Source organism: Azospirillum himalayense (assembly GCF_042657465.1).
Classification (GTDB): Bacteria; Pseudomonadota; Alphaproteobacteria; order Azospirillales; family Azospirillaceae; genus Azospirillum; species Azospirillum himalayense.
In genome coordinates this window covers 131,013-155,263 of sequence record NZ_JBHSLC010000087.1, presented here as the reverse complement: position 1 = coordinate 155,263, position 24,251 = coordinate 131,013, and the positions used below count along the sequence as shown (strand labels likewise).

Below are 24,251 nucleotides of genomic sequence, written 5' to 3'. Positions count from 1 at the left end.
GCCGCCTATTCCGCCGGGTCCGCCACGGTCAGCGCGGTGCCCGGCGCGCAATCCTTGAGAAGCCGCAGCAGGTCCGGCAGGAGCAGCGCGACGCAGCCCGCCGTCGGCGCCCGGTCGGGCCGCGCCACATGCATGAACACGGCGCTGCCCAGACCCGGCACCGCCGGGTCGTCGTTGTGCCCCATCACCACGATGACGTCGTAGACATGATCGTCGCGCCACAGCTCCTCGTGGCTGGCGGCGTAGGGACGCTTGACCGGGCGGTTGTAGGCCGGGTCCGCGGGATCGTCGCACCAGCCGTCGTCCGGCGCGATGGGCGACACCGGCAGGCCGGTCTCGGGCCGCGCCATACGGTCGGCGCGCCACAGGACGCGGCGCAGCGCGAAGCGGCCGACCGGGGTGGCGCCGTCGCCCTCCCGCTTGTCGGAGCGGATGCCGCCGCGGCCCAGCACGCAGCGGAACGACCCGCCGGGCCAGTCGAGACGGCCTTCGGACGGCGGGTCTTCAAGACGAACCGTGATTTCCATCGCCCCTTCCCTCACCCGTCTCCGGGGTCATCGCGCTCAGCCCGACACCCGCAGGCTGGGCGCCGGGGCCTGCGCGGCCCGCCGGCCCTGCTCGTACTTGGCCAAATTGCGCATCATCGTCTCAGACAGCATGTCCGGTGTCACGGGCGCGAAGGCGTTGCTGTTGGCGGCTGTCGGGGTGGCGGCCGTCGGGGTGACGTTTGCCGGGGTGGCGTTCGCTCGCGCCGGTGTGTTGGTCGGTGCGGTCGTGGTTCCGGCGTCCGGTTGGGCAACGGGCGCCTGGGCCTCCGTGGCCTTGCGGGGGCCGGAGGGAGTCGCGGCGGCGGCGAAGCCGATGGTGGAGGGATGCGGCTTGGCGGCGGCGTATTTGGCCATCAGGCTGTTGGCCAGCGGGGTGTCGCGCGCCGGCATGCGCGAGGGATGCGGCGTGTCCGTCAAGCCATCGCGCCCCGACCCGGTCACCGCAGCCCCCACCCCATGCGGTGGCGCTGCGGACCGCTTGGCGTCCGGCAACTCCGCCGTGACGGTGCGGGCCGGCTGGTCGGCCGGGGCAGCCGCCGGAGCAGCGACCGCGTCCGGCGCCGAGCGCCCGGCGGCGGAGTCCGGCAGGGCCGCGACCGCGCTGGCCCCGGCGGTGCCGGTGGGCGGAAGGCCGGTGGCGGCGTCCCCGTCGAAGCCGAGCGAGGCCATGATCTGCCCGCCGATGTCCTTGCCCTGGGCCTGTTCCACCACCGCGTTGGCGATGGACGCCATGCCGCCGAGCGGGCCGCCGAACAGGATCCCGCCGATGACCTTGGAGGACGGCTTGATCGTGTCGCCGGTGATCTCCCGGTAGATGGTGTTGACGAGGGGGATGTGCTGAAGCGGGTTGATGATGTCCAGGAAGTCGCCGAAGGACATCTCGGCCTCGGCCTCGTAGCGGTCGGGGCTGTCCCGGCTTTCCATGGCCGTCAGGGGGGGCGCCGCTTGGGCCGGCGACCGCTCGCGCTGCACCGGCCGCGAAGCGGCGGCTGCGTCGATGGTGGTGGCGTCGATGGCCATGGGCGGTCTCCCGTCGCGGTGTCCAGCCCTACCCTAAGCAACCGGCGTGCCAGTCCCTCGGGCTGAAATCCCGCCCCATCGGGCGCTGTCGGGTTCGGATGCGACCCGCGACCCGGCAAGAGCTGCCGGGCAAGGGGCGTTTCCTGCCCCCTGAAGAATCGACTCTCAGAACATGTGCCCGCTGCGCTCCGCCTTGGTGCGCAGATAGCCTTCGTTGTGGCCGTTGGACGGGAAGATGTGGGGAACGCGCTCGACCACCTCGATCCCGCAGCGGGCGAGCTGGCGCAGCTTCTCCGGGTTGTTGGTCATCAGCCGCACGGCGGTGAAGCCGAGCTGCCGAAGCATCTCCGCCGCCGGCAGATAGACCCGCTCGTCGGCCTCGAAGCCGAGGATCTCGTTGGCGTCCACCGTGTCGAAGCCGCGATCCTGGATGCGGTAGGCGCGCAGCTTGTTGACGAGGCCGATCCCCCGCCCTTCCTGCGCCAGATAGAGCAGGACGCCGCTGCCCTGCCGGGCAATCTCGGCGATGGCGCCGCGCAGCTGCTGGCCGCAGTCGCAGCGCAAGCTGCCCAGCAGGTCGCCGGTGAAGCATTCCGAATGCAGGCGGGCCAGCACCGGCTCGCCCGCCACCGGGTTGCCGACGATGATCGCCAGATGCTCCGGCCCGCCGTCGATGGGACGGAAGGCGGCGATGCTCGTGTTCTCGGCGCCGGACAGCGGGACGCGGGCCTCGGCCACCCGGCGCAGCGTGCGCACCACATGGACGCGGTAGTCGGCGATGTCGCGGGCGCGGACGAGCAGCAAGTCGTGCCGTGCCGCCCATTCCGCGGCGCTGCCGGTGTGGCCGGCGGCCGTGTGTTCAGTAGCGGGGGCGACGATGGCCGCCGGCAGCAGCCGCGCCAGCCGGGCGAGGTCCACCGCCGCGGTCTCGCGCGACCCGGGGTCCATGGCCGTGGCGGTCAGCCCTTTCGGCATCGCTCCGTCCGGGCGGTGTTCGGGGTCGGCCAGCGCGTGGGCCTCGTCCGCGGTCAGGCAGCGGGGAAGCGACAGGGCGACGACGCCCGTCCCCTCGCCCATCAGCTTCAGCACCGTGGCGCGGCGGCGGGTGACGGCCAGGACCGGCGCGGCGCCGGTCAGCTGCACCAGCCGCTGCACGGCGTCGATCGCCACGGATTCCACCGACACCGCGGCGCCGACGCTGCCGTCGGCGGTCTCGATGGCGACGGCCTCGCCCCGGCGCAGGGCGGCCGTGGCCCGGTCCACCGCGCGCATGGCGGCTTCGTCCATGGGCAGGACGGCTTCGGGCGGGGCGGAGTCGGAAGGGGCGTCGGCGTACATAACGGAGGCTTCGCGTGCTGCGCCCCGAAGGGCGAAAATCCCGACATGGGTCGGAGAGCGCCGGAAGCAAAGCGCAGGTGGCGCACCCCTGTCCAGCAAATCCCGCGCGCCACACCGTTGCCGGCGGTGCAACGGTGGCGCAAATCGCCGCCGGTGCGGGCGAAACCGGCTTGCGCCATGCTCAGGCCCTTCCGATAAGTCTAGGGCAATCCCGTGCGGGCCATGATAAGTTCCGCGCCCGGAGCCACCGGTGAACGCCCCCGAATGACGCTTGCGAAACGCATCCTTCTGATCGACGACGACACCGCCCTCCGGCAGTCTCTCGCCGAACAGCTCCAGCTTCTGGAGGAATTCGAGACGGTGGAGGCCGGGGACGGCGCCTCGGCGCTGGCCGTGGCGCGGGAGGGCGGTTTCGCCGCCATCCTGCTCGACGTCGGGCTGCCGGACATGGATGGGCGCGACCTCTGCCGCCTGCTGCGGCGCGAGGGGGTGCGCTGCCCGGTCATCATGCTGACCGCGGCGGCCTCCGACGCCGACACCATCCTGGGGCTCGATTCCGGGGCCAGCGACTATGTCACCAAGCCCTTCCGCATGGGGGTGCTGCTGGCCCGGCTGCGCGCCCAGCTCCGCGTCCACGAGCAGAGCGAGGACGCCGTCTTCGCCATCGGCCCCTACAGCTTCCGCCCGGCGGGCAAGCTGCTCCTGGCGGACGGCGGCGCCCGCAAGATCCGCCTGACCGAGAAGGAAACGGCGATCCTGAAATACCTGTACCGGGCCGGCGGCGCGGTGATCGGGCGGGAAACGCTGCTCGGCGAGGTGTGGGGCTACAACGCCGGGGTCACCACCCACACGCTGGAAACCCACGTCTATCGCCTGCGCCAGAAGATCGAGCGTGATCCGTCCAACGCCGAGATCCTGGTGACGGAGCCCGGCGGCTACCGGCTGGTGCCCTAATCCCCAGTCAGGCGACCGCCGGTCTGCTGCGGCGCGGAACCATCCTCATCCCTGCCCATTGAAAAGATTGATTTCCGGGCCGCCACGGCACGGACCCCAGTCGGGCAAGGAGATGACGTCTTGGTAGCCATCGTCGATCACGGCAGACCGGCAAGGGCCATCCATCCCTTGCACGCGGTGCTGCTCGCCGCCTCCCTTCCGCTGTTCCTGGGGGGCCTGCTCTGCGACATCGCCTATTCCAGGAGCTTCGAAATCCAGTGGAGCAACTTCGCCGCCTGGCTGATCGCCGGCGGCATGGTCTTCGCCGGCGTCTCGCTCCTCTGGGCCTTCATCGACCTGTTCCGCGCCGGCCGGCGCCGCGGTCGCGGGCTCGTCTACTTCGTCCTGCTCCTCGTCACCGTCGTGCTTGGCCTCGTCAACGCCTTCGTGCACGCGCGGGACGCCTGGGGAATCATGCCGGAGGGCTTGATCCTGTCGGCGGCCGTCGCCGTGACCGCCCTCCTGGCGACCTGGTTCGGCTTCTCCAGCTTCGGCATGAGCCGCCGGATGGGAGAGACGCGATGAAACGCTCCAGCCTGCTGGCCGCCGCCGCGCTCGTCGCCCTGCTGACCGCCTGCGACGACAACAACCCGTCGCAGCCCGTGTACGGCGCCAACCCGCCTTTGCCGGAGCAGCAGCACGGTCTGCTGCCCAGCATGAAGATCGCCAATCCCGCCTCCTGGGGGGACCGGAAACCGACCGTACCGGAGGGCTTCACCGTCACGGCGATCGCCACCGACCTCGGCATCCCGCGCCAGACCCTCGTCCTTCCCAACGGCGACATCCTGGTCGCCGAAGGCCGGGGCGGCTCGGCCCCGCCGCTGCGGCCCAAGGACTTCATCGCCGGCATCATCAAGGCCAAGGGCACGACCTCGGTCCCCAGCGGCAACCGCATCACCCTGCTGCGCGACGCCGATGGCGATGGGCAATACGAGGAGCGCACGGTCTTCGCCGACCAGCTGAACGCGCCCTACGGGCTGGCCTTCGTGAACGGCCAGATCTATGTCGCCAACCAGGACGCGCTGGTGCGCTTCCCCTACCGTGAGGGCCAGACCCGCGCCGAGGGGCCGCCGGAGAAGGTCGCCGATCTGCCCTCCTACATCAACCATCACTGGACCAAGTCGCTGGCCGCCAGCCCGGACGGGCGTTTCCTCTATGTCGGCATCGGCTCCAACAGCAACATCACGGAACGCGGGATGCCCGCCGAGGCCGACCGCGCGATGGTCTGGGAGATCGACGCGCAGACGGGTGCGCACCGGCCCTACGCCACGGGCTTGCGCAACCCCACCGCGCTGGCCATTCAGCCGGGAACCGGCACGCTGTGGGCGGTGGTCAACGAGCGCGACGAGCTTGGCCCCAACCTCGTCCCCGATTACCTGACCTCGGTCCGAGAGGGCGGCTTCTACGGCTGGCCCTACAGCTATTGGGGGCAGAACGTCGACACGCGCGCCCAGCCGCAGAAGCCCGAGCTGGTCGCCGCGGCGATCAAGCCGGACTACAGCCTGGGCTCGCACGTCGCCGCGCTCGGCGTGGCCTTCTCCTCCCCGGTGATGGGGCAACGCTTCGCCGAAGGCGTGTTCGTCGGCGAGCATGGCAGCTGGAACCGCAGCGTGCCCAGCGGCTACAAGGTGATCTTCGTCCCCTTCCGCGACGGCGGCCCCGCCGGCGATCCGGTCGAGGTGGTGACCGGCTTCATGGGCGAGGACGGCCACACCTACGGCCGGCCGGTCGGCGTCACGGTGGACCCGAAGGGCGCGCTGATCGTCGCCGACGACCTGTCGAACACGGTCTGGCGCGTCGCGGTGAGCGATCGCTCGCCCAGCGCGCAGGCACCGGCGGACATGGGCAGCACGACGACCGATGGGAACGGATCGTCCAACTGAAACGGGCCAACTGAAACGGGCCAACTGAAACGGGAACGCCGTGTCAGGGCCGCTTGCCGGGCGGTCCTGACCGGTCCGAGATGGTGACGGCGACCGGATAGCCCATCCAGCGCTGGCGCTTGCCTTCCAGCGCCACCCCGCCGCGGGCCGGCCCGGCCGGACGCCCGCCACCCCACAGACCGCGGCCGCGCGGCACCACGGGCAGCAGGCGGATTTTCCGCCCGACGATGGCCAGCCGGCGGCGCCAATGGGCGACCAGCTTGGGCGAGGTGCCGACCCGCCGCGCGATCTCGTGGTCGGCCAGCAGGGCGCTGTTGGGGTCCTGCAGCAGGTCGAGGATGGCGCGGCGCTTGTCCAGGCTGGTGTGGCGGCTGTGCTTGCGCTCCAGCGCCTTGCCGAGGTCCCAGAGCTTCTCGGCGGTTTCGCGGGCGAGGCCGCGCCAGCGGTCGGCCTCCTCGCGCTGGCGCTCCATGTCGCCGTTGCTCTTTTCCAGTTGCCGCTTCAGCCCGGCGACCTCCATCTCCAGGTCGCGCACCTGGCGGCGCAGACCTTGGACGAGCTGGTCGGGCGGCGGCGGACGGTCGGGCGGCGGGGCGCTGGCGGCGGGCGGCGGTTCCGGGGCGGTCGAGACCGGACGGGCACCGCGGGCGAGATCGCGGAACGACAGGCCGGCCCTCGACAGCATGATTCGCGCGGCGCGCAGAGCGGACTGGGCCTCGCCCTGATGCTCCGACTCGGCCATGGCGAGGACTTTGGCGAGTTTGTCTGGGTCCATCCGAGGGGTCGGGGTCCGGAGGCGATTTTTCGCGTCGATGAGCGAACGGGCGCAAACTACCACATCTTATTGGATTGGGCATCTCCGCATCTCGGCGGTGCGGCGCGCCTTTTCCTCCTACCCCCGTCTCGCGCCGTCCCCCCTTCCATCGAGGCTGAACGGCCGCCGGACCGGCTTATGGACGAACCGACGGGTCGTTTCGTGAAACAACCTTTTCACTCGACTCGCGAGGGTCCTACCGCCAAATTGTCGGTACCATGACGGCACGAACCGTTTCCGACGCCTGTTCCGGTGCGCCCGACACCCCGCCGGACTTCACCGTCCGCTTCTGGGGCGTGCGTGGCAGCATCGCCTCCCCAGGGCCGGACACGGTCCGCTACGGCGGTAACACCCCCTGCGTCGAGCTGCGCTGCGGGGACGCTCTCCTGGTTCTCGACGCCGGCACCGGCCTGCGCCCGCTGGGCGAGGCGCTGATGCGCAAGGGGGAGCCGGTGGACGTCGATCTGCTGCTGACCCACAGCCACCTCGACCACATCTGCGGCCTGCCCTTCTTCGCGCCAGCCTTCGACGCGGCCAGCCGCGTGCGGATCAGGGCCGGCCATCTGGAGCGGGAGCGGACGATGCGCTCCGTCCTCGAATGCATGATGTCGGCGCCGCTGTTCCCGGTGCCGGTGGAGATCTTCCGGGCCGACTGCACCTTCCACGATTTCGTCAGCGGCGAGACGCTGACGGTCAAGCCGGGCGTCACCGTGCGCACCGCCGCGCTGAACCATCCGGACGGGGCCACCGGCTACCGTGTGGAGTTCGCCGGACGCAGCCTGTGCTACGTCACCGACACCGAGCACCCCGCCGAGGGCCGCGACCCCGCCGTGATGGAACTGGTGCGCGGCAGCGACCTGCTGATCTACGACTGCACCTACACCGACGCCGAATACGCCGCCCGCGTCGGCTGGGGCCATTCGACCTGGGAGGAGTGCCTGCGCATCGCCGACGAGGCCGATGTGAAGCGCGCGGTCATCTTCCACCACGATCCCCGGCGCACCGACGCCGATCTGGATGTCATCGCCACCGCCGCCGAAGCCCGGCGCCCCGGCACGCTGGTCGCCCGCGAAGGCATGGCGCTTCCCCTCTGACTTGGCCCCTCTGATCGGCAACTATCCCCTTGGACAGTGATGCGCCGAGGACACGGCCAAGCCTCCGTTCGCGTCCCGTGGCCCGTTGTCACTGCCGGATCGTGTGACAATTATGGTATGAAAACCGCCTGCAACCGCAGAGAGAACTCTGGGGAGACGCATGCGGCATCTTCTGCGCTTATCGTTGCTGGGCCTGCTCGCCGGCGGAACGCTCGCCGGCTGCGCCTCCACTCCGGGTCCTCAGGCCTCGTTCGCGGGCGGCCCCCGCTCGATCACCCTGCACCATCCCGCCAGCGGCGAGACGGTCAGCGTCACCTACCGCCGCGCCGACGGCTATGATCCTCAAGCTCTGGACCGCATCGCCAGCCTGTTCCGCGACCGCCGCACCGGCGAGACGGTGCCCGTCGATCCCACCCTGGTGGAGCTTCTGGCCGACCTGCGGGACCGCTGCGGCGCCGACGCCGACACGCCGGTCCACATCACATCGGGCTACCGTTCGCCGCTGACCAACGTCACGCTGGCGCGCAGCAACCCGAACGTGGCGGAGAACAGCTATCACCTGCGCGGGCAGGCCGCCGACATCTCCATCCCCGGCGTCCCGCCCCGCCGCCTCGCCGACGAGGCCGCGGCCCTGCAGCGCGGCGGCTACGCGCTCTACCCCCACACCGGCCACGTCCATGTCGACACCGGCCCGGTCCGCACCTGGAGCCCGAAGGGCGGCGACCCCCGCATCCTGGAGGCCAGAGCGACCCCGGCGAAGGCCGCGTCGGGCAAGACGGTCGCCGCCAAGGCAGCGCCCGCTCCCCGGACCCAGGTCGCGGCGGCGGAGCCCGCCCCGCCGAGGCGTACCCCGGCCAAGGCCGCGCCCGCCGCCGCCCCGGCGAAGGGCAACGACGCCGATCTCGCCCGCGTCCGCATGGTGCTGGCCTCCCTCAAGGAGCAGCCGGAGCCTGCGGCGAAGAAGAAGCCCTGAGGCTTACCGATACGGGTCCGCCGCGTCCCGCAGACCGTCGCCGAGGAAGTTGAAGCTCAGCACGGTCACGATCACCGGCAGCACCGGCAGCATCAGCCAGGGGTACAGCGCCACCACGTTGATGTTCTGCGCCTCGGTCAGCAGCACCCCCCAGCTGGTGATCGGCGGGCGCAGACCGAGGCCGAGGAAGCTCAGCGCCGTCTCGCCCAGGATCATGCCGGGGATGGCCAGCGTCGCCGAGGCGATCAGGTGGCTCATGAAGCTGGGCAGCAGGTGCCGCCCGATGATGCGGGCCGGGCTGGCGCCCATCAGCTGGGCGGCGGTGGTGAAGTCCTCCTCGCGCAGGGCCAGCAGCTTGGACCGCACGGCGCGGGCGAGGCCCGTCCATTCCAGAAGGCCGAGGATCACCGTGATCCCGAAATAGATGAAGATCGGGTTCCAGGTGACGGGCAATGCTGCGGACAGGGCCATCCACAGCGGCAGTTCGGGGAAGGAGCGGATGATCTCGATCAGCCGCTGGATCAGGTTGTCCACCCAGCCGCCGTAATAGCCGGCGATGCCGCCGATGACGATCCCCAGCACGAAGCTGACCGCGACGCCGATCAGCCCGATGGTCAGCGAGATGCGCGTCCCGTAGATCATCCGCGACAGCAGGTCCCGCCCCAGCCGGTCGGTGCCCATGAGGAACAGCGTTCCGCCCTCCGCCGGGCAGGCGAGGTGCCAGTCGCTCTCCACCAACCCCCAGAACGCGTAGCGGTCGCCGCGGCAGAGGAAGCGGATCGGCTGCACCTTCGCCGGGTCGGGCGTGTAGTCCCGCTTCAGGATCTCCATGTCCAGGCGGTAGGTGTAGCCGTAGACGAAGGGGCCGACGAACTGTCCCTCGTGGAACAGGTGCACGGTCTGCGGCGGGGCGTGGATGAAGTGGGAATTGCGGCTGTCCACCGCGTAGGGGGCCAGGACCTCGCTGACCAGGGTCGAGGCGTAGAGCAGCAGCAGCACGATGCCCGAGGCCACCGCCAGCTTGTGCCGCCGCAGCTTCCACCAGACCATCCGCCATTGCGAGGCGGTGGTGAAGCGCTCCTGCTCGGGCGACAGCCGCTCGACCTCGTCGGGGTCCCAGGGCGCGGTGTCGACGCTGTGGGGCAGGGGGGTCTGGGTCGGCAGGGAGGCGCTCATCGGCTGGCTCCCCCGCTCAGGCGGATGCGCGGGTCGAGCGCGGCCAGCGCCAGATCGGACAGGAAGACCCCGATCACCGTCAGCACGGCCAGGAACATCAGGAAGGAGCCGGCCAGATACATGTCCTGGCTGCGCAGCGCCTGGAGCAGCATCGGCCCCGTCGTCGGCAGCGACATCACCACCGACACGATGGCGGCGCCGGAGACGACCTGCGGCAGCAGGTTGCCGATGTCGGACACGAAGGGGTTCAGCGCCACCCGCAGCGGGTATTTCACCAGCGCCCGGCCCGGCGGCAGGCCCTTGGCCCGCGCGGTGACGACGTAGGGCTTGTGCAGCTCGTCCAGCAGGTTGGCGCGCAAGCGGCGGATCATCGCCGCGGTGCCGGCGGTGCCGATGACGATCACCGGAATCCACATGTGCTCGAACACGCTCATTGCCTTGCCCCAGCTCCAGGGCTGGCCGATGTAGCGCGGGTCCATCAGCCCGCCGATCGAGGTGCCGAACCACACGTTGGCGAAGTACAGCATCACCAGCGCCAGCAGGAAGCTGGGCGTCGCCAGCCCCAGGAAGCCGAGGAAGGTCAGGGCATAGTCGCCCAGGCTGTACTGCCGCGTCGCCGAATAGATGCCGATGGGGAAGGAGACCACCCAGATGAACAGGATGGTGGCGAAGGACACGATGGCGGTCAGCGACAGCCGGTCGCCCACCACGTCGGCCACCGGCAGGTTGTATTCGAAGGAATAGCCGAAGTCGCCGCGCAGCATGCCGGCCAGCCACAGCGCGTACTGTTCGTACATCGGCCGGTCGAGCCCATAGGTCTCGCGCAGCATGGCCAGCCGGCCCTGGTCCATGCTCTCGCCCCGGCTCTGCATCTCGTTGACCAGCGTCGTCAGATAGTCGCCAGGGGGAAGCTGGATGATGACGAAGGTGATGACGCTGATCGCCAGCAGCGTCGGGATCATGATGAGGATGCGGCGGATCACGTAGCCCAGCATGGCCTCACCCCTTCTCGTCGAACCAGAAGCCGTCGGGCCGGTACAGCCCGAAATGCGCGCCGGGGTCGTAGTTGAACAGACCCTCCTCCGGCACGTTGCGCAGGGTACGGCGCGCCACCACCGGCTGCGGCACCCCGGCGACCGTGCCGATGGTGAAGACCTGCTCGGCGTTGAGCGTCAGGATGCGCGTCCAGGCCGCCGCCCGCCCGGCCTCGTCCGGGGCGTCGCGCCAGGCGCGGAAGGCCTCCAGCAGGTCGCGGGCCTCGGGCATGTCGGGGCGCTCGCCGTCCTTGCCCATGGTCTGGAAGAACTGGCCCCATTTCGGCCACTGGTACTTGGCCTGATCGACCGGCACCAGCTCGGCCGGGCTCATCTCCGCGGTGGCGATGGCGTTGTCCAGCCCGCGCGAAATCGACATGCAGGTGTCGCCAGCGAAGATGCGGTTGCGGAACACGTCGAGCTGCGAGGACCGGATGTAGAGCCGCGCCCCGACGCGCCGCCAGCCGTCGGCGATCAGCTCCAGCGCGTCGGCCTCCTCCGTGCTCTCCCCGGCGGTCTCCACCACGATCTCAAGCGGGCGGCCGTCGGGCAGCAGGCGGACGCCGTTGACGTCGCGCTTCGTCAGGCCGATCTCGTCGAGCAGCCGGTTGGCCTGCCGGACGTCGAACTGCGCCCAGCGGTCGCGGTAGGCCGGCACCCACAGGGGCGAGACCTCCAGGAGCGTGTTGTTGGACGGGGTGGCGAGGCCGTAATAGATGACTTGGTTCATCTCCTCGCGGTCGATGGCCAGCGACAGGGCGCGGCGGTAGCGCACGTCGCGGTTCAGCGCGCGCCACACCGTGTCGTTGCAGTTCAGGTTGGGAAACAGCGCCATCTGCGCCCCAATGCCGGTGCGCCACAGCGTGACCCGTTGGTCGTTGCGCTTCGCCCCCTGCTTCAGGAAGGTGTAGTTGTCGAACCGCAGGTAGCGCGCCTGGAGGTCGCTTTCGCCAGCCCCCGTCTTGGCCGGGACGATCTTGGCGTCGGCCACCGTCATGATGACCCGGTCGATGTAGGGCAGCTGCCGCCCCGCCGGGTCCACACGATGGAAATAAGGGTTCCTTACGAAGATGAAACGGTCTGCGGGCGGCGCGGTCGTCGGCACCCAGGGCTGCAGGGTCGGCAGGTCGGGGTTGTCGAACTCGGTCAGATTGTCCTTGCGGTTGTGAAGCTGCTGCCAGCTTTTCTGCCGCTCCGCCTCCACCCGCTGCTTCAGCTCCAGCGGCTCGGTGAAGCGGGGGTGGAAGCGCCGCAGGTAATGGGCCGGGGCGTAGATCTCCACCGGCTTGGCACCGGCCAGCATGGGCAGGAAGAAGGGGTTGGGACGCGACCACGTGTAGCGCACCGCGGCGGCGTCCAGCACCTCGAACTTGGGCGCCTCCCCGGCCACCATCATCTCCGGCGGCGGTCCGCCCGGGGAGCGCTTGGCGTTGTTGGCCATGTCCTCCCACCAGTAGCGGAAGTCCTCCGCCGTGAAGGGATGGCCGTCCGACCAGCGGTGGCCGCGGCGCAGCGTGAAGGTGAAGATCCGCCCTTCCTCCACATCCACCCGCTCCAGGATGTCGGGGACGATGCGCAGGCTCGGGGTCAGCGCGACCAGTCGGGCGTAGCTGTAGACGTAGATCAGCCGGGTGTCCTTGGTCCGCGCCATCAGCAGGCGCAGGTCCCCGCCATGGCGCCCCGGCGACTGCCAGGGCCGGTCCATCGGCTCGACCAGCGGGGTGAGAGGCAGCCGTTTCTCCACAGGCGGCAGCGATCCGGCGCCGACCGCGTTCTCCAGCATCGGCGTCTCGACCGCGTCGAAGGCGCTGAGCCCGAGGAAGGCGAGGAGGAGCAGGGCGGGGCGGGCCAGTTTCATCACGCCACCTCCCGCACGCGGATGGCGGCGTCGGCGCGCACGCAATGGCCGCCGCCGAGATCGACCAGATGGGGCTGGTGGTCCTCGTCGATGGTGAAGGGGGCGGGCCAGCGCGCGGGGTCGGAGGCGCGGCCCTCCTCCAGGTCGGTCAGCGACAGCGGATGGCTGGGGTCCGGCTCCGGCACGGCGGCCAGCAGGGCGCGGGTGTAGGGGTGGACCGGGTTGCGGAACAGCGCCTCGCGCGGCGCCGACTCGACGATTCGGCCGCGGCACATCACCAGGATGCGGTCGGCCATGTAGTCCACCACGGCCAGATTGTGGCTGACGAACAGGTAGGTCAGGCCGAGCCGTTCCTTCAGGTCCTTCAGCAGGTTCAGCACCTGCGCCTGGATCGACACGTCGAGCGCCGACACCGGCTCGTCGAGCAGCAGAAGCTCGGGCCGCAGGGCCAGCGCGCGGGCGATGCCGATGCGCTGGCGCTGGCCGCCGGAGAAGCTGTGCGGGTAGCGGCGCAGATGCCGCGCGTCCAGCCCGACCAGCCCCATCAGCTCCTTCACCCGCGCGGCGCGCTCCGCCTCGTCGCCGATGCCGTGGATGACCAGCGGTTCGGCGATGATGTCGAAGACGGTCATGCGCGGGTTCAGGGAACCGAAGGGGTCCTGGAAGACGAACTGCACCTTGCGGCGGAAGGCGGTCAGCGCGTCGCCCTGCAACCCCAGCACGTCGACGATCCGGCCATGGTCGTTGAAGCGCACGCTGCCGGCGTCCGGAGTCAGGGCGCGCATCAGGATCTTCGACAGGGTGGTCTTGCCGCAGCCCGACTCGCCGACCAGCCCGACGCATTCGCCGCGCGCGATGGCGAAGCTGACGTCGTCCACCGCCAGCGTGCCCGCCCCGGCCTTGGCCCCGAACCAGCCGGCCTTGCGAGCCCCGTAGCGCTTGCGCACCCCCTCCACCGCCAGCAGCGGCCCCGCCGCGTCGGCGCCGGCCGGCCAGGGCTGGTGGTCCTTCTCCAGCAGGCTGCCGCCCTGCGATGTAATCGAGCGGATCGGCACCAGCCGTTCCCCCGGCGCCATGTGGAAGCGCGGAACGGCGCGCAGCAGCGCCTTCAGGTAGGGATGGCGGGGGTCGGCGAAGATGTCCTCGCGCGTGCCGGATTCCATGATCCGCCCGCGGTGCATCACCACCACCTCGTCGGCGAGGTTGGCGACCACCCCCAGGTCGTGGGTGATGAGCAGGACGGCCATCCCGAGATCGGCCTGGAGGTCCTTGATCAGCTTCAGGATCTGCGCCTGGATGGTGACGTCCAGCGCGGTCGTCGGCTCGTCGGCGATCAGCAGGGCGGGGCGGCAGACCAGCGCCATGGCGATCATCGCGCGCTGGCGCAGGCCGCCCGACAGCTCGAACGGGTAGGTGTCCAGCGCCCGCTTCGGGTCGGGGAAGCGCACCCGGCGCAGCATGTCCTCGGCTTGCGCGCGGGCCTGGCGGGCGGTCACCCGCTGGTGCAGCCGCACCGCCTCGCCCACCTGGTCGCCCACCGTGTGCAGGGGCGACAGCGACGTCATCGGCTCCTGGAAGATGATCGAGATGCGGCCGCCGCGCAGCGCCCGCATCGCTGCGCCGTCGGCCTTCAGCCCGGCGATGTCGACAGGGCCGCCACCATTGTTTACTGGGCCCTCGTTGACGACTCCGTCGTCGAACAGGATTTTCCCACCCGCAATGGTGGCGTTGCGGGGCAGGATGCGCAGGATCGACTGCGCCGCCACCGACTTGCCCGAGCCGGATTCGCCGACCAGAGCGACGGTTGAGCCGGCCCGCACCCGGAAGGACACGCCGCGCACCGCGTGGACCACGCCGCCCGGCACCTGGAAATCGACCTTCAGGTCCTCCACCCGGAGCAGCGTGCGGCTCATGGCGCCGGCCTCTTTTCGTTGGGGTCCTCCGGCGGCTCGATGCCGAGGGCGATCAGATTGTCCACCGTCACCGGGGTCAGCGCCACGCCGTTGCGCCCGGCGGCGAGGGCGGCCTGTTCGATCACCGCGTCGAAGCCCTCCAGGTTGCTGTCGAAGCGGAGGGTCGTGCCGCCACCGGTCAGCGCCGCCTGCATCCAGCCGTCGTCGCGCCCCCGTTTGGTCGCGTAGTAGCGCAGCCTCAGCCCGGACAGGGCGTCCCAGCGGATGGCGCCGCCCAGCGGCCCGTCGGCCCGCAGGCCTTCGCCGTCCATGGTCAGGCGGGTCAGTTGACGTTGCAGCGTGCGCGCCGCGAAGACCGCGAACAGCAGCGCGCAGACCGCCAGCGGCACGGCGATCCAGGGGGTGACGGGCAGGAAGGCCAGCGGCAGCACCGTCAGCGCCAGCCCCGCCCCGGCCCGCGCGTAGTCGCCGGCGAGCGCCCCGGCGGGGTAGCGCATCTCCGCGACGGTCGGCGTCTCCCCTGTCGAGGGTCGGGCCATGGGCAGCTCGGCCATGTCTCAGCGAAGTCCTTCTGCGGCGAACAGCGTATTAGCGGACAGCCAGCGGACCGCTGGGTGGTGGCGGGTCACGGTGAAGAAACGCGCGGTGAAGGCCCAGGTTTCACCGTCCATCGCCAAATGATGCGTCAACAGGCCGGTCGGCTCCTCCGCGTCCACCGCGCCCAGCCGACGGGCGCGCAGATGGGTGACCGCCATGCCCAGCGACTCCGCGTCGCCCAGGAAGCGCTTGCCGTCCTTCCAGGCCACCGGGTCGATGTGTGTATTGACACACATCATGTTGACGGTTGACACACGTCGCGGGCCGAAAACGGACAGGCCGGCGAAGCCCGCCGCGGGCAGGTCCACCGTCACGCCGGGCGCGATGCGGTTCCACGGCGGCACCAGAACGGGCAGGGCGCGCGGCCCGAACAGGCGCACCAGCACGGCGCGCCCTTCGGCCAGTTCGGCGAGCACGGCGGCGGCGGGGCGGTCCGCGCCGAGTTCCGCCTTCTTCGCGGGGGGAGCGGCATGGTTGGCGTGTGACCAGCCGTGCTGGAGCACCGTGACGCCGGGGGTCGCGTCCACAGCGGGGGCAAGGGCCTCCTTGACCCCCGCGGGGATGACCGCCAGGGCCAGCGGCGCGCCGGTCTCGACCGACAGGGCGATCATCCGGTCGAGGTCGCGCGTCGGCTCGACGGCGTCGTCGTCGCGCCACCAGAGGGTGGCGGTGCGCCCGGCGGCGGCCCAGGCGTCCAGCTCGGCGGTCAGATCGTCCCAACCGGCGCGCGGCGGGCTGTGGGAAGGGGCGGTGGCGGTCACGGTCATCGTCTGTTCTGTTCCCTCTCCCCTCCGGGGAGAGGGTTAGGGTGAGGGGGGTGCGCGTGTCGTTACGTCCGGCACAGGCACAACCCCCTCACCGGCCCTCCGGGCCACCCTCTCCCCAGGGGGAGAGGGTTAAGAAAGCGTGCGCGATGGCCATCATCAGCATGGCCCCCGCACCGGAAAAATCCAAGCGTCTTGATTGGTTTAGCGGCTGTTGCCTTGGCGGTAGGCCACCGCGTGCCGCAGCAGCCGGGCGGTGGCGGCGGCGCCGTCCAGGCGCAGCGGAATGGCCGCCGGCGGGGGCAGGGCGAGCGCCCTGGCAACGCCCGCGGCCAGGGTGTCCGGAGTCAGGGTGGCTTCGTCGACCACGGCCAGCCGGCCCCGCTCCTCCAGCAGACGGGCGCGGGTGGCCTGCTCCGTCTCGCTGCCCGCGGCGAAGGGAACCACCACCGCCCGGCAGCCGGCCTGGAGCACGTCGAGCACGGTGTTGTAGCCGGCCTGGCTGATCGACAGGCGGCAGCGGCGGAGCAGGGTGGGGAAGTCGGGCCGCGCCCGTTCCACGACGGTGCCAGGCGGGGCCGCGGCGGCGAGCGCCCGGAAATCCGCCTCCGGCACGTCCGGCCCGGCCAGCAGGCGCCAGGGTGCGTCAAGTCCGGCGGGAGTTGACGCACGCACCGCCAGCGCCGCCCGCAGCAGCGGCAGGCCGACCGCCCCGCCGCCCACCGACACGATCACCTCACCGGTGCCGTCGGCGTTTTTCCCCTCGGCGCCGTCCCCCTCGCTGCCCTGTGGGACCGCGACATAGCCGGTGTAGCGGATGCGGTCGGCGATCCGCGCGGCGGCGGGGAAGGTCGCCGCGAAGGGGATCAGGTCCGGGTCGCCGTGGACCAGCACATGGTCGAACAGCCGTTCCACCGTCGAGACGGTTTCCTCCAGCCGCTCCGGCTTGGCCTTGGTCACCAGGATGTCGCGCACCGACGCGGCGGTGACCGCCCCGCCGGCCTTGGCTGCCTCCAGCAGCGGCAGAAGCTCGAACCGGAAGGCGCGGCGCCCGAAGGGGAAGGATTCGACCAGCAGCGCGTCGGGCCGCACCCGCTCATGGGTTTCCAGAACCGCGGCGCGGCGCCGGGCGCGCCACGAATCGTCGATGGGCCGGTCGTGCTCGTCCAGCAAGGTCTTGAAGCTGCTGTCGGCGGCCCGTGCGGGAGGAAGCTGGACGATCTCCGCCGCCGGGCCGTAGTCGATTCCCGGCACCGGATGCCCGCCGCGGAGCACCGTGACGGCGACGCCGGCCTCGGCCAGTCCACGGGTGATCAGCGCGGCGCGGCGGTCGTGCCCGATGCCCAGGAGATGCTGGACGTGGAAAAGGACACGCATGGGCTGCCGGTCGTAACGCGTCAGGTCGCCTGGGCGGCCAGCACTTCGCGCAGGCGCACGGTCGTCTGCTCCAGGCGGTGGGCCAGCGAGCGCATGATTTCCAGCCCCATCTGCGGGAAGTCGGCGATCATCTGAAGGAAATGGTCCTTCGGCACGCACAGCGCCTCCAGGTCGGTGCTGGCGCGCACGGTGGCGGTGCGCGGCACGTCGCACAAAATGGCGATCTCGCCGACGATCTCGTTGGACCCCAGCGTCGCGACGGCCAGCGGCCCGCCGGGGCCGGTGATGATCACCTCCGCCTCCCCACGCAGCAGGATGTAGGCGCAGGTGCCCATCTCGTCCTGCTCGAACAGGATGTCGCCCGATCGGAAGCTCAACCGCTCGCTGGTGAAGGCGAGAAGCTTGAGCTTGGAAGTGTCGATGTTGGCGAACAGGGGAATCCTGCGCAGGCAATTGACTTCTTCGGCGATGCTCATGCCGTCTGCCTCCTCAACGCCGCCGGCTTTATTCGGCGGCTATCAATTCATGCAACAACGTACCGGGCCTGTTCAACTCGTCGAAGCGTCCATGCTCGGCGATTCGACCGTCCTTCATCACAATGACTCGCTCGAACGCCCGTGCCAAGCCGGCACGCTGCAGAACCCACACAAGACCACACCCTTTGCGTTCGCCGAGGATCGCGGAATGCACCTTGCTCTGGCTGCTGGTGTCCAGCCCGCTCGTCGCCTCGCTCAGCACCAGCAGGTCGGGGCGCTTCAGCAGGGCGCGGGCCAGCGCCGCTTTCTGGCGCTGCGCGGCGGACAGGCGCGACCCCGCCACCCCCACCGGGTGGTCCAGCCCGACCTCCACGATGGTGTCGCGCAGGTGGAGCTGGTCCACCAGCTCCGCCACGATGCGGCCCACCTTGGATTGCACCTGCGCCTGCCCGTAGACCATCTTCCCGAACAGGATGTTGTCCTGGATGCTGGCCGCCGCGTTGTAGGCCTCCGGATCGAAGAAGGCGACGGCGTGCTTCAGGTCCGCCGGCAGGTCGCTGGCGAAGAGGTGCCGCGCCTGCAGCAGCTTCTTCTCCAGGTCCGGGGTCATCAGGCCCAGACGGTGGCGGCCGCCGATCAGCTTGAAGGGCAGGGTCATCAGCCGCGTCCGCTCCTCGGGCCGCAGCGCCCCCAGCCCCTCCTTCGCGGTGCGCGCCAGGATGCCCTGGTATTCCGGCAGCTCGGCGAAGCCGATGAAGGAGAAGCGCTCGAAGAACTCGTGGCCGGGCGGCAGGCCGGCAAACAGTTCGACCATGGTCTCCGCCACCTTGTGGCCGGTCTCCAGGATGGTGTCGGTCAACCCCACCTTGTCCAGCACATGCAACATATAGGGATTGGAGGCCAGCGCGTCAGTCTGGAAGATCGGTCCGACCGGCGTTCCGAACAGCAGATTTTCCGCCAGCGTGGCGTTCACGGCGTAGCGGTCGGGGTCGAAGCGCTCGACCAGCCGCCCCAGGTCCGGGTTGTTCAGCATCATGGCGCGCATGGCGTCGCGTGCCTCCATCACGCGGGCGGCCACGTCGGGGCGCCGCTCCGGATCGACGGTGCGGTTGAGGCCCATGCCGTATACATCGTCCTGAAGGGAGACCATCGTCACCACGCGCAGGATGCGGGCCTTCAGATCCTCCGGCCCGTTGCAACCGGCGGCGGCGTAGTCGATCCAGTCGGCGTGCACGTCGTCGGTGGCGTTGCCGGACAGCACCGACTCGGTCATCCGGCTCTTGCGATGCTCTGCCGCTTCCTCGCTTTCACCATTCTCGCGCAGCGGCCGGTGGCGCAGCCCGTAGACGAGGTTGTCGTAGAGCGAGGCCGAGAACAGGTAGGGGGCAGCCCCGACATAGGCGGCGCGGCGCCCGGTCACGCTCTCCGGCAGTTCCGCGTAATCATGCTCGCCCAGCCGGATCTGGCCCGACGAGGGCAGCAGCACGCGCGCGGCGAGCTGCGCCAGCTCGTCCCGCCCGGACCCGACGCCGATCAGCGCGGTGTGGCCGTCCAGCGGGATGTCGCACGTCACCCCCTCCAGGATGGGCGAGCCGCCGTCCTCCCCGAACCCGACGTTGTGGAAGGACAGGCTGCCCTTGAACGGGACGTCCTCCTCCTCGCGCAGCAGGCGTTCGGCCAGCAGGTCGGGGACGTGGAACTGCTCCACCACCTGCTCGTACTTGATCCGGTTGTCCTCCTTCTGCTGGTACCAGTCGAGGAGTTCCTTCCAAGGAGCGGCCAAGTCCTTGTAGGCGGCCAGCACCGCGACCAGCGCGCCGAAGGAGAGCTGGCCGTGGATCACCAGATAACCGCCGATCGAATAGAAGAAGAACGGCGTCAGCTGGTTTATGAAATTGTTCAGGAATTTGACAAAAAACTTTCTTTGGTAAATCTCGAAACGGATGCGGTACACGTCGCCCAGGCGGTGGCTGAGATCGGCGAGATGCCAGGACGCCGTGTTGTGGGTATGGACCTCCTGGATGCCGGACACCGTCTCGCCGATGCGGTCGGCGATCTGGCGCATGGCACGTACGCGCTGTTTGCCAAGCTGATTGACCTTGCGCTGAAGCCGTGGGATGAGCCAGCCTTGGAACGGGTACAGCGACACCGCCGCTGCCCCCAGCACCGGGTCCTGGACGAAGATGAAGGCGATGTAGACCAGCAGGGTGCCGCCCTGGAAAACCGGGATGGCGATGGCGTCCCCGATGAAGCCACCCAGCGGTTCCACCTCCGCCGTGATCATGGGGATGATCTCCCCGGACGACATCTTGCGGAAGCGGGGCAGGGGGAAGCGCAGGACGCGCACGTACAGCTCGTACCGCAGGCGGCGCAGCATCCGCTCGCCCAGGCGGCCCTTGTAGGTGTTTATGACATACTTGAACGCGCCGTTGACCAGCACCAAAGTCAGGAACAGCCCGCATAGGACGAACAGGTAAGTCACCTGATCGAGATGGAATCCGAGGAAGGACTCAGGCAGCTTCTTCCCGGCAATCGCCTCGTTGACGATCCGCTTCGGAAGGTCGAGCGAGGCGTAGAGGAAGGGGAAGGACGCCAGGGTCATCAGGGTCAGCACGATCTGCTGACGGACGCTGTGCCGAAGGATGAATCGGAAAATGCTGGATTCCATAGCGCCATTCTACGCAAGGGGACGCCGGTGCCGGGAGCAGGCAGAAACCTTACCCCCTCTGCCGCTTGGCCGTTGAGGATATGGTGAGCCCGCGAGCGGCCCGCCCCCATCCCGGTGGCGGCACGACGCACACCCGTTCATCGGCCAAGCCGCGGCCGGACACAAGAGGCCAATCGGGAGAGGTAGGAAGTCTATGAGCGAACGTCCGACCTCGGGCCGCGTGCTCATCTACAGCCATGACACGTTCGGCCTCGGCCATCTCCGCCGCTGCCGGGCCATCGCTCATGCGCTGGTGGAGCGCTACAGCAACCTGTCCGTGCTGATCCTGTCCGGCTCGCCGATCGTCGGCAGCTTCGACTTCCGCACGCGGGTGGACTTCGTGCGCATCCCCGGCGTCATCAAGCTGCGCAACGGGGAATACACGGCGCTGAACCTGCATCTGGACATCGACGAGATCCTGTCCATGCGGGCCTCGCTGATCCGTCACACGGCGGAGATCTACCAGCCCGACCTGTTCATCGTGGACAAGGAACCGCTCGGCCTGCGTGGCGAGGTGCGGGAGACACTCGAACTTCTGAAGGGCCGCGGCGTGCCGCTGGTGCTCGGCCTGCGCGACGTGATGGACGAGCCGGCCCTGCTCGCCCCGGAATGGGAGCGCAAGAAGGTCCTGCCGGCGCTGGAAAATCTGTACGACGAGATCTGGGCCTACGGCCTGCCGCAGATCTGCGACCCGCTGGAGGGAATCGAGGTCCCGCAGTCGGTGCGCGACAAGATGGTGTACACCGGCTACCTGCACCGCACCGTGCCCCCGGCGCTCCCGCACGGCCCCGGCCTGCCGGACGAGCCCTACATCCTGGTCACCCCCGGCGGCGGCGGCGACGGCGAGGCGCTGGTCGACTGGGTGCTGCGCGCCTACGAGAGCGATCCCGGCATCCCTTACCGCGCGGTGCTGGTGTTCGGTCCCTTCATGCAGCCGGACCTCCAGGCCGAGTTCCTGGCCCGCGCCGACGCCCTGCCCAACGTCGAGGCCACCGCCTTCGAGGCGCGGATCGAGCGGCTGATGCAGGGCGCGGTCGGGGTCGTCGCCATGGGCGGCTACAACACCTTCTGCGAGATCCTGTCCTTCGACAAGAAGGCGCTGATCGTGCCGCGCGAGGTGCCGCGGCGCGAGCAGACCATCCGCGCCGCCCGCGCGCAGGAGCTGGGGCTGGTCTCCGTCCTGATGGACGATGGGGTGCGCGACGCCGCGGCGATGGCGGCGGCGCTGCGCCGGCTGCCCTGGCAGGCGCCGCCCTCCTCGGTCGTGGTGCCGGGCCTGCTCGGCGGGCTGGAGAGCGTCAACCGCCTGTCGGCGCGCTACCTGCCGGCGCTGCCCTCCGAACCCTGCGCTTCGGAGCGCCAGTTGGCCGCCGGGGACGCCGCGTGACCGTCGCCGTCATCGTGAAGGGCTGGCCCCGCCTGTCGGAAACCTTCATTGCGCAGGAGATCCTGGGGCTGGAACGGCGGGGGTTGCGTCAACTGATCGTCAGCCTGCGTCAACCGACCGACAAGGCGGTGCACGAGCTGAACCGCCGAGTCACCGCCCCGGTGACCTATCTGCCCGAATATCTGCACGAGGCGCCCGGCCGCGTGCTGCGTGCCTTGGCCGCGGCGCGGCGGCTCCCCGGCTGGCCGGCGGCGCGGGCCGCCTGGCTGGCCGACCTGCGGCGCGACCCCAGCCGCAACCGCGTGCGCCGCTTCGGCCAAGCCTGCGTGCTGGCGGCGGAACTGCCGGCGGACGTCACCTGGCTGCACACCCATTTCCTGCACACCCCGGCCAGCGTCGCGCGCTACGCAGCGCTGCTGACCGGCCTGCCCTGGAGCTTTTCCGCCCACGCCAAGGACATCTGGACCTCCCCCGACTGGGACCTGCGGGACAAGCTCGCCGAGGCGCGCTGGGGCGTCACTTGCACCGCGCTCGGCCTCGACCGCCTGCGCGCCCTGGCGCCGGAGCCGGAACGGGTGGAGCTGCTCTACCACGGGCTGGACTTCAGCCGCTTCCCCGCCCCGCCGGACGCCCGCCCGGCGCGCGACGGGGCCGACCCCGCCGACCCGGTGCGGCTGCTGTCGGTCGGTCGGGCGGTGGAGAAGAAGGGGTTCGACCTGCTGCTCGACGCGCTGGGCCGTCTGCCCGCCGGGCTGCACTGGCGCTGGACCCACATCGGCGGCGGCGACCGGCTGCCCGCGCTGAAGGCGCAGGCGGCGGCGCTGGGGCTGGAGGGGCGGATCGACTGGCTGGGGGCGAAGGCCCAGGACGCGGTGATCGCCCAGTACCGCCGCGCCGACCTGTTTGTCCTGCCCTGCCGCACCGCGCGCGACGGCGACCGCGACGGGCTGCCCAACGTGCTGATGGAGGCGCAGAGCCAGGGGCTGGCCTGCCTGTCCACCCGCGCCGCCGCGGTGGCCGAGCTGATCGAGGATGGAGTTACCGGCACGCTGGTGGACCCCGAGGACTTCGTGGCGCTGGCCGGCGCGCTCGAGTCGCTGCTCCGCGACCCGGCCCGCCGGGCGGCGCTGGGCGCGGCGGGCGCCGCGCGGGTGCGCCGCGACTTCGGCAGCGATTCGGGCATCGATCGGCTGCACGATCGTTTCACAATCAAAAATGGCGATGCTGTTCTTCTACCCCTCGGAGGATGCTGTGCATTGCACGGCGGCTGACGACGGGATAGAGTGCGGCTTTGCTCCACCTGTGCGACGTTATGTCGAGTCTGTCCGCCTTTCCCGAACCGGAAATCCTTTCCTTTATCGACTTCGACGACGACAGCGATGCCGTGGCCACCAGCCACGAGCTGTCGCTGACGCGCAGCAAGCTGGGCGACATGCTCGACCTGCTGCCCGCCGGGCTGCTGATCCATCAGGAAATGGGCATCGTTTTCGCCAACCAGGAGGCCGCGCGCATCCTGGGCCAGAGCGGCGACGCCCTGGTCGGGCGCCATTTCCTGGACTTCGTCGAAGAATCGGGCATCGACGACCAGCGGGACGCCTTCCTGCGCTGCCTGCGCGAGCGGGAGCTGGTGCGGTCCCAGGATGGGGTGATGGTGTCCGCCGACGGTCAGCGGACCTGCGTCCAGGTCAGCATGTCGCCCCTGCCCTGGGACGGGTTGCCGGTCATCTACGTCCTGATCAACGACGTGACGGCGCTGAAGGAGACGGAGGAGCGGCTGCGCCGGCTTTCCATCACCGATCCCCTGACCGGCGTGTCCAACCGCCGCCACTTCGTCGAGGCGGCGGAGCAGGAACTGGCCCGCGCCCGCCGCTATGGCCGGCCGGTCACGCTGCTTATGCTCGACCTCGACCATTTCAAGAGCATCAACGACACCCATGGCCACGCCGTGGGGGACGAGGCGCTGCGGACCTTCACCGCCGCCTGCCGCGCCCTGCTGCGGGAGAACGACCTGCTGGGCCGCACTGGCGGCGAGGAGTTCGCCATCCTGCTGCCGGAGACCGACATCGCCGGGGCGCGTATGGTGGCGGAGCGCATCCGGCGCCGCACGGCGGAACTGACGGTGCCATCGGGCGTGGAGACGGTGCGCTTCACCGTGTCGATCGGCGTGGCCTGCTGCGCGGCCGGAACGCGCGATGTGGATGCCATGCTGTCCAGCGCGGACGAGGCGCTGTACCGCGCCAAGGCGGCCGGACGGAACCGGGTCGTCTGCGCCTTGGAACCGACCCCGTTCTGAGCTTTC

The 24,251-nt window shown here is 70.2% G+C and carries 21 protein-coding genes; 8 read left to right on the top strand and 13 right to left on the bottom strand.

What is annotated here, in order from left to right; translation table 11 throughout:
• Window positions 1-5: 5 nt before the first annotated feature.
• The 3 genes from ACFPMG_RS25785 to ribA all read right to left on the bottom strand — a co-directional run bounded on the left by ACFPMG_RS25785 (window position 6) and on the right by ribA (window position 2,906).
• Window positions 6-527 (bottom strand): L,D-transpeptidase family protein, encoded by a 522-nt coding sequence (locus tag ACFPMG_RS25785; protein WP_376998098.1) that lies wholly within the window; start codon window positions 525-527, stop codon window positions 6-8.
• A 36-nt stretch (window positions 528-563) separates the two neighbouring features.
• Window positions 564-1,568, bottom strand: coding sequence for a hypothetical protein (locus ACFPMG_RS25780; RefSeq protein ID WP_376998097.1), 1,005 nt, complete (start codon window positions 1,566-1,568; stop codon window positions 564-566).
• A 165-nt stretch (window positions 1,569-1,733) separates the two neighbouring features.
• Window positions 1,734-2,906 carry a GTP cyclohydrolase II gene (ribA, locus tag ACFPMG_RS25775; protein ID WP_376998096.1) on the bottom strand — a complete coding sequence of 391 codons (1,173 nt, stop codon included), beginning with the start codon at window positions 2,904-2,906 and terminating at the stop codon, window positions 1,734-1,736.
• A gap of 264 nt (window positions 2,907-3,170) precedes the next feature.
• On the opposite strand from ribA, the gene ACFPMG_RS25770 reads away from it, so the two are divergent.
• The 3 genes from ACFPMG_RS25770 to ACFPMG_RS25760 all read left to right on the top strand — a co-directional run bounded on the left by ACFPMG_RS25770 (window position 3,171) and on the right by ACFPMG_RS25760 (window position 5,782).
• Window positions 3,171-3,860 (top strand): response regulator transcription factor, encoded by a 690-nt coding sequence (locus tag ACFPMG_RS25770; protein WP_109069931.1) that lies wholly within the window; start codon window positions 3,171-3,173, stop codon window positions 3,858-3,860.
• 120 nt (window positions 3,861-3,980) lie between these two features.
• Window positions 3,981-4,424 carry a DUF2231 domain-containing protein gene (locus tag ACFPMG_RS25765; protein WP_376998094.1) on the top strand — a complete coding sequence of 148 codons (444 nt, stop codon included), beginning with the start codon at window positions 3,981-3,983 and terminating at the stop codon, window positions 4,422-4,424.
• On the top strand, window positions 4,421-5,782 hold the full coding sequence (locus ACFPMG_RS25760; protein WP_376998092.1) for a PQQ-dependent sugar dehydrogenase: 1,362 nt from the start codon (window positions 4,421-4,423) through the stop codon (window positions 5,780-5,782). Before ACFPMG_RS25765 ends, ACFPMG_RS25760 begins: the two co-directional genes overlap by 4 nt.
• Before the next feature lie 43 nt (window positions 5,783-5,825).
• Here ACFPMG_RS25760 and ACFPMG_RS25755 read toward each other — a convergent pair whose 3' ends face one another.
• Complete coding sequence (locus ACFPMG_RS25755) at window positions 5,826-6,557, bottom strand: hypothetical protein (protein WP_376998091.1); 732 nt, start codon at window positions 6,555-6,557, stop codon at window positions 5,826-5,828.
• A 257-nt stretch (window positions 6,558-6,814) separates the two neighbouring features.
• On the opposite strand from ACFPMG_RS25755, the gene ACFPMG_RS25750 reads away from it, so the two are divergent.
• Window positions 6,815-7,690: an MBL fold metallo-hydrolase gene (locus ACFPMG_RS25750; protein ID WP_376998090.1), complete on the top strand. Its 876-nt coding sequence runs from the start codon at window positions 6,815-6,817 to the stop codon at window positions 7,688-7,690.
• A 160-nt stretch (window positions 7,691-7,850) separates the two neighbouring features.
• Window positions 7,851-8,663: a YcbK family protein gene (locus ACFPMG_RS25745; protein ID WP_376998089.1), complete on the top strand. Its 813-nt coding sequence runs from the start codon at window positions 7,851-7,853 to the stop codon at window positions 8,661-8,663.
• A 3-nt stretch (window positions 8,664-8,666) separates the two neighbouring features.
• Here ACFPMG_RS25745 and ACFPMG_RS25740 read toward each other — a convergent pair whose 3' ends face one another.
• From ACFPMG_RS25740 to ACFPMG_RS25700, 9 genes are all read right to left on the bottom strand, one after another.
• Window positions 8,667-9,839, bottom strand: coding sequence for an ABC transporter permease (locus ACFPMG_RS25740; protein WP_376998088.1), 1,173 nt, complete (start codon window positions 9,837-9,839; stop codon window positions 8,667-8,669).
• Window positions 9,836-10,834, bottom strand: a complete 999-nt coding sequence (locus tag ACFPMG_RS25735) for an ABC transporter permease (protein WP_376998086.1) — start codon at window positions 10,832-10,834, stop codon at window positions 9,836-9,838. The genes ACFPMG_RS25740 and ACFPMG_RS25735 overlap by 4 nt, the downstream gene beginning before the upstream one ends.
• A gap of 4 nt (window positions 10,835-10,838) precedes the next feature.
• Window positions 10,839-12,731 carry an ABC transporter substrate-binding protein gene (locus tag ACFPMG_RS25730; RefSeq protein ID WP_376998085.1) on the bottom strand — a complete coding sequence of 631 codons (1,893 nt, stop codon included), beginning with the start codon at window positions 12,729-12,731 and terminating at the stop codon, window positions 10,839-10,841.
• Window positions 12,731-14,644 carry an ABC transporter ATP-binding protein gene (locus ACFPMG_RS25725; RefSeq protein ID WP_376998084.1) on the bottom strand — a complete coding sequence of 638 codons (1,914 nt, stop codon included), beginning with the start codon at window positions 14,642-14,644 and terminating at the stop codon, window positions 12,731-12,733. The genes ACFPMG_RS25730 and ACFPMG_RS25725 overlap by 1 nt, the downstream gene beginning before the upstream one ends.
• On the bottom strand, window positions 14,641-15,198 hold the full coding sequence (locus ACFPMG_RS25720; protein WP_376998082.1) for a hypothetical protein: 558 nt from the start codon (window positions 15,196-15,198) through the stop codon (window positions 14,641-14,643). Before ACFPMG_RS25720 ends, ACFPMG_RS25725 begins: the two co-directional genes overlap by 4 nt.
• Window positions 15,199-15,201: 3 nt before the next feature.
• Window positions 15,202-16,008: a polysaccharide deacetylase family protein gene (locus ACFPMG_RS25715; protein WP_376998081.1), complete on the bottom strand. Its 807-nt coding sequence runs from the start codon at window positions 16,006-16,008 to the stop codon at window positions 15,202-15,204.
• A 201-nt stretch (window positions 16,009-16,209) separates the two neighbouring features.
• Window positions 16,210-17,382 carry a glycosyltransferase family protein gene (locus tag ACFPMG_RS25710; protein WP_376998080.1) on the bottom strand — a complete coding sequence of 391 codons (1,173 nt, stop codon included), beginning with the start codon at window positions 17,380-17,382 and terminating at the stop codon, window positions 16,210-16,212.
• A 20-nt stretch (window positions 17,383-17,402) separates the two neighbouring features.
• Window positions 17,403-17,858, bottom strand: coding sequence for a cyclic nucleotide-binding domain-containing protein (locus ACFPMG_RS25705; protein WP_353858265.1), 456 nt, complete (start codon window positions 17,856-17,858; stop codon window positions 17,403-17,405).
• 28 nt (window positions 17,859-17,886) lie between these two features.
• Window positions 17,887-20,526 carry an ABC transporter transmembrane domain-containing protein gene (locus tag ACFPMG_RS25700; protein ID WP_376998079.1) on the bottom strand — a complete coding sequence of 880 codons (2,640 nt, stop codon included), beginning with the start codon at window positions 20,524-20,526 and terminating at the stop codon, window positions 17,887-17,889.
• A gap of 193 nt (window positions 20,527-20,719) precedes the next feature.
• Between ACFPMG_RS25700 and ACFPMG_RS25695 the strand changes: the two genes are divergently transcribed.
• From ACFPMG_RS25695 to ACFPMG_RS25685, 3 genes are read left to right on the top strand one after another with little or no spacing between them, the layout of a single operon-like run.
• Window positions 20,720-21,952, top strand: a complete 1,233-nt coding sequence (locus ACFPMG_RS25695; RefSeq protein ID WP_376998078.1) for a glycosyltransferase family protein — start codon at window positions 20,720-20,722, stop codon at window positions 21,950-21,952.
• A complete protein-coding gene (locus tag ACFPMG_RS25690) occupies window positions 21,949-23,223 on the top strand; it encodes a glycosyltransferase (RefSeq protein WP_376998077.1) in 1,275 nt (424 codons plus the stop codon). Before ACFPMG_RS25695 ends, ACFPMG_RS25690 begins: the two co-directional genes overlap by 4 nt.
• 41 nt (window positions 23,224-23,264) lie before the next feature.
• A complete protein-coding gene (locus ACFPMG_RS25685) occupies window positions 23,265-24,245 on the top strand; it encodes a sensor domain-containing diguanylate cyclase (protein WP_376998076.1) in 981 nt (326 codons plus the stop codon).
• The last annotated feature ends 6 nt before the right edge of the window (window positions 24,246-24,251 follow it).

Bases quoted from the DNA above. Each gene is read 5' to 3' on its own strand.
- ACFPMG_RS25785 (WP_376998098.1), bottom strand. From the start codon at position 527: ATGGAAATCACGGTTCGTCTTGAAGACCCGCCGTCCGAAGGCCGTCTC.
- ACFPMG_RS25780 (WP_376998097.1), bottom strand. From the start codon at position 1,568: ATGGCCATCGACGCCACCACCATCGACGCAGCCGCCGCTTCGCGGCCG.
- ribA (WP_376998096.1), bottom strand. From the start codon at position 2,906: ATGTACGCCGACGCCCCTTCCGACTCCGCCCCGCCCGAAGCCGTCCTG.
- ACFPMG_RS25770 (WP_109069931.1), top strand. From the start codon at position 3,171: ATGACGCTTGCGAAACGCATCCTTCTGATCGACGACGACACCGCCCTC.
- ACFPMG_RS25760 (WP_376998092.1), top strand. From the start codon at position 4,421: ATGAAACGCTCCAGCCTGCTGGCCGCCGCCGCGCTCGTCGCCCTGCTG.
- ACFPMG_RS25755 (WP_376998091.1), bottom strand. From the start codon at position 6,557: ATGGACCCAGACAAACTCGCCAAAGTCCTCGCCATGGCCGAGTCGGAG.
- ACFPMG_RS25750 (WP_376998090.1), top strand. From the start codon at position 6,815: ATGACGGCACGAACCGTTTCCGACGCCTGTTCCGGTGCGCCCGACACC.
- ACFPMG_RS25745 (WP_376998089.1), top strand. From the start codon at position 7,851: ATGCGGCATCTTCTGCGCTTATCGTTGCTGGGCCTGCTCGCCGGCGGA.
- ACFPMG_RS25740 (WP_376998088.1), bottom strand. From the start codon at position 9,839: ATGAGCGCCTCCCTGCCGACCCAGACCCCCCTGCCCCACAGCGTCGAC.
- ACFPMG_RS25735 (WP_376998086.1), bottom strand. From the start codon at position 10,834: ATGCTGGGCTACGTGATCCGCCGCATCCTCATCATGATCCCGACGCTG.
- ACFPMG_RS25730 (WP_376998085.1), bottom strand. From the start codon at position 12,731: ATGAAACTGGCCCGCCCCGCCCTGCTCCTCCTCGCCTTCCTCGGGCTC.
- ACFPMG_RS25725 (WP_376998084.1), bottom strand. From the start codon at position 14,644: ATGAGCCGCACGCTGCTCCGGGTGGAGGACCTGAAGGTCGATTTCCAG.
- ACFPMG_RS25720 (WP_376998082.1), bottom strand. From the start codon at position 15,198: ATGGCCGAGCTGCCCATGGCCCGACCCTCGACAGGGGAGACGCCGACC.
- ACFPMG_RS25715 (WP_376998081.1), bottom strand. From the start codon at position 16,008: ATGACCGTGACCGCCACCGCCCCTTCCCACAGCCCGCCGCGCGCCGGT.
- ACFPMG_RS25710 (WP_376998080.1), bottom strand. From the start codon at position 17,382: ATGCGTGTCCTTTTCCACGTCCAGCATCTCCTGGGCATCGGGCACGAC.
- ACFPMG_RS25705 (WP_353858265.1), bottom strand. From the start codon at position 17,858: ATGAGCATCGCCGAAGAAGTCAATTGCCTGCGCAGGATTCCCCTGTTC.
- ACFPMG_RS25700 (WP_376998079.1), bottom strand. From the start codon at position 20,526: ATGGAATCCAGCATTTTCCGATTCATCCTTCGGCACAGCGTCCGTCAG.
- ACFPMG_RS25695 (WP_376998078.1), top strand. From the start codon at position 20,720: ATGAGCGAACGTCCGACCTCGGGCCGCGTGCTCATCTACAGCCATGAC.
- ACFPMG_RS25685 (WP_376998076.1), top strand. From the start codon at position 23,265: ATGTCGAGTCTGTCCGCCTTTCCCGAACCGGAAATCCTTTCCTTTATC.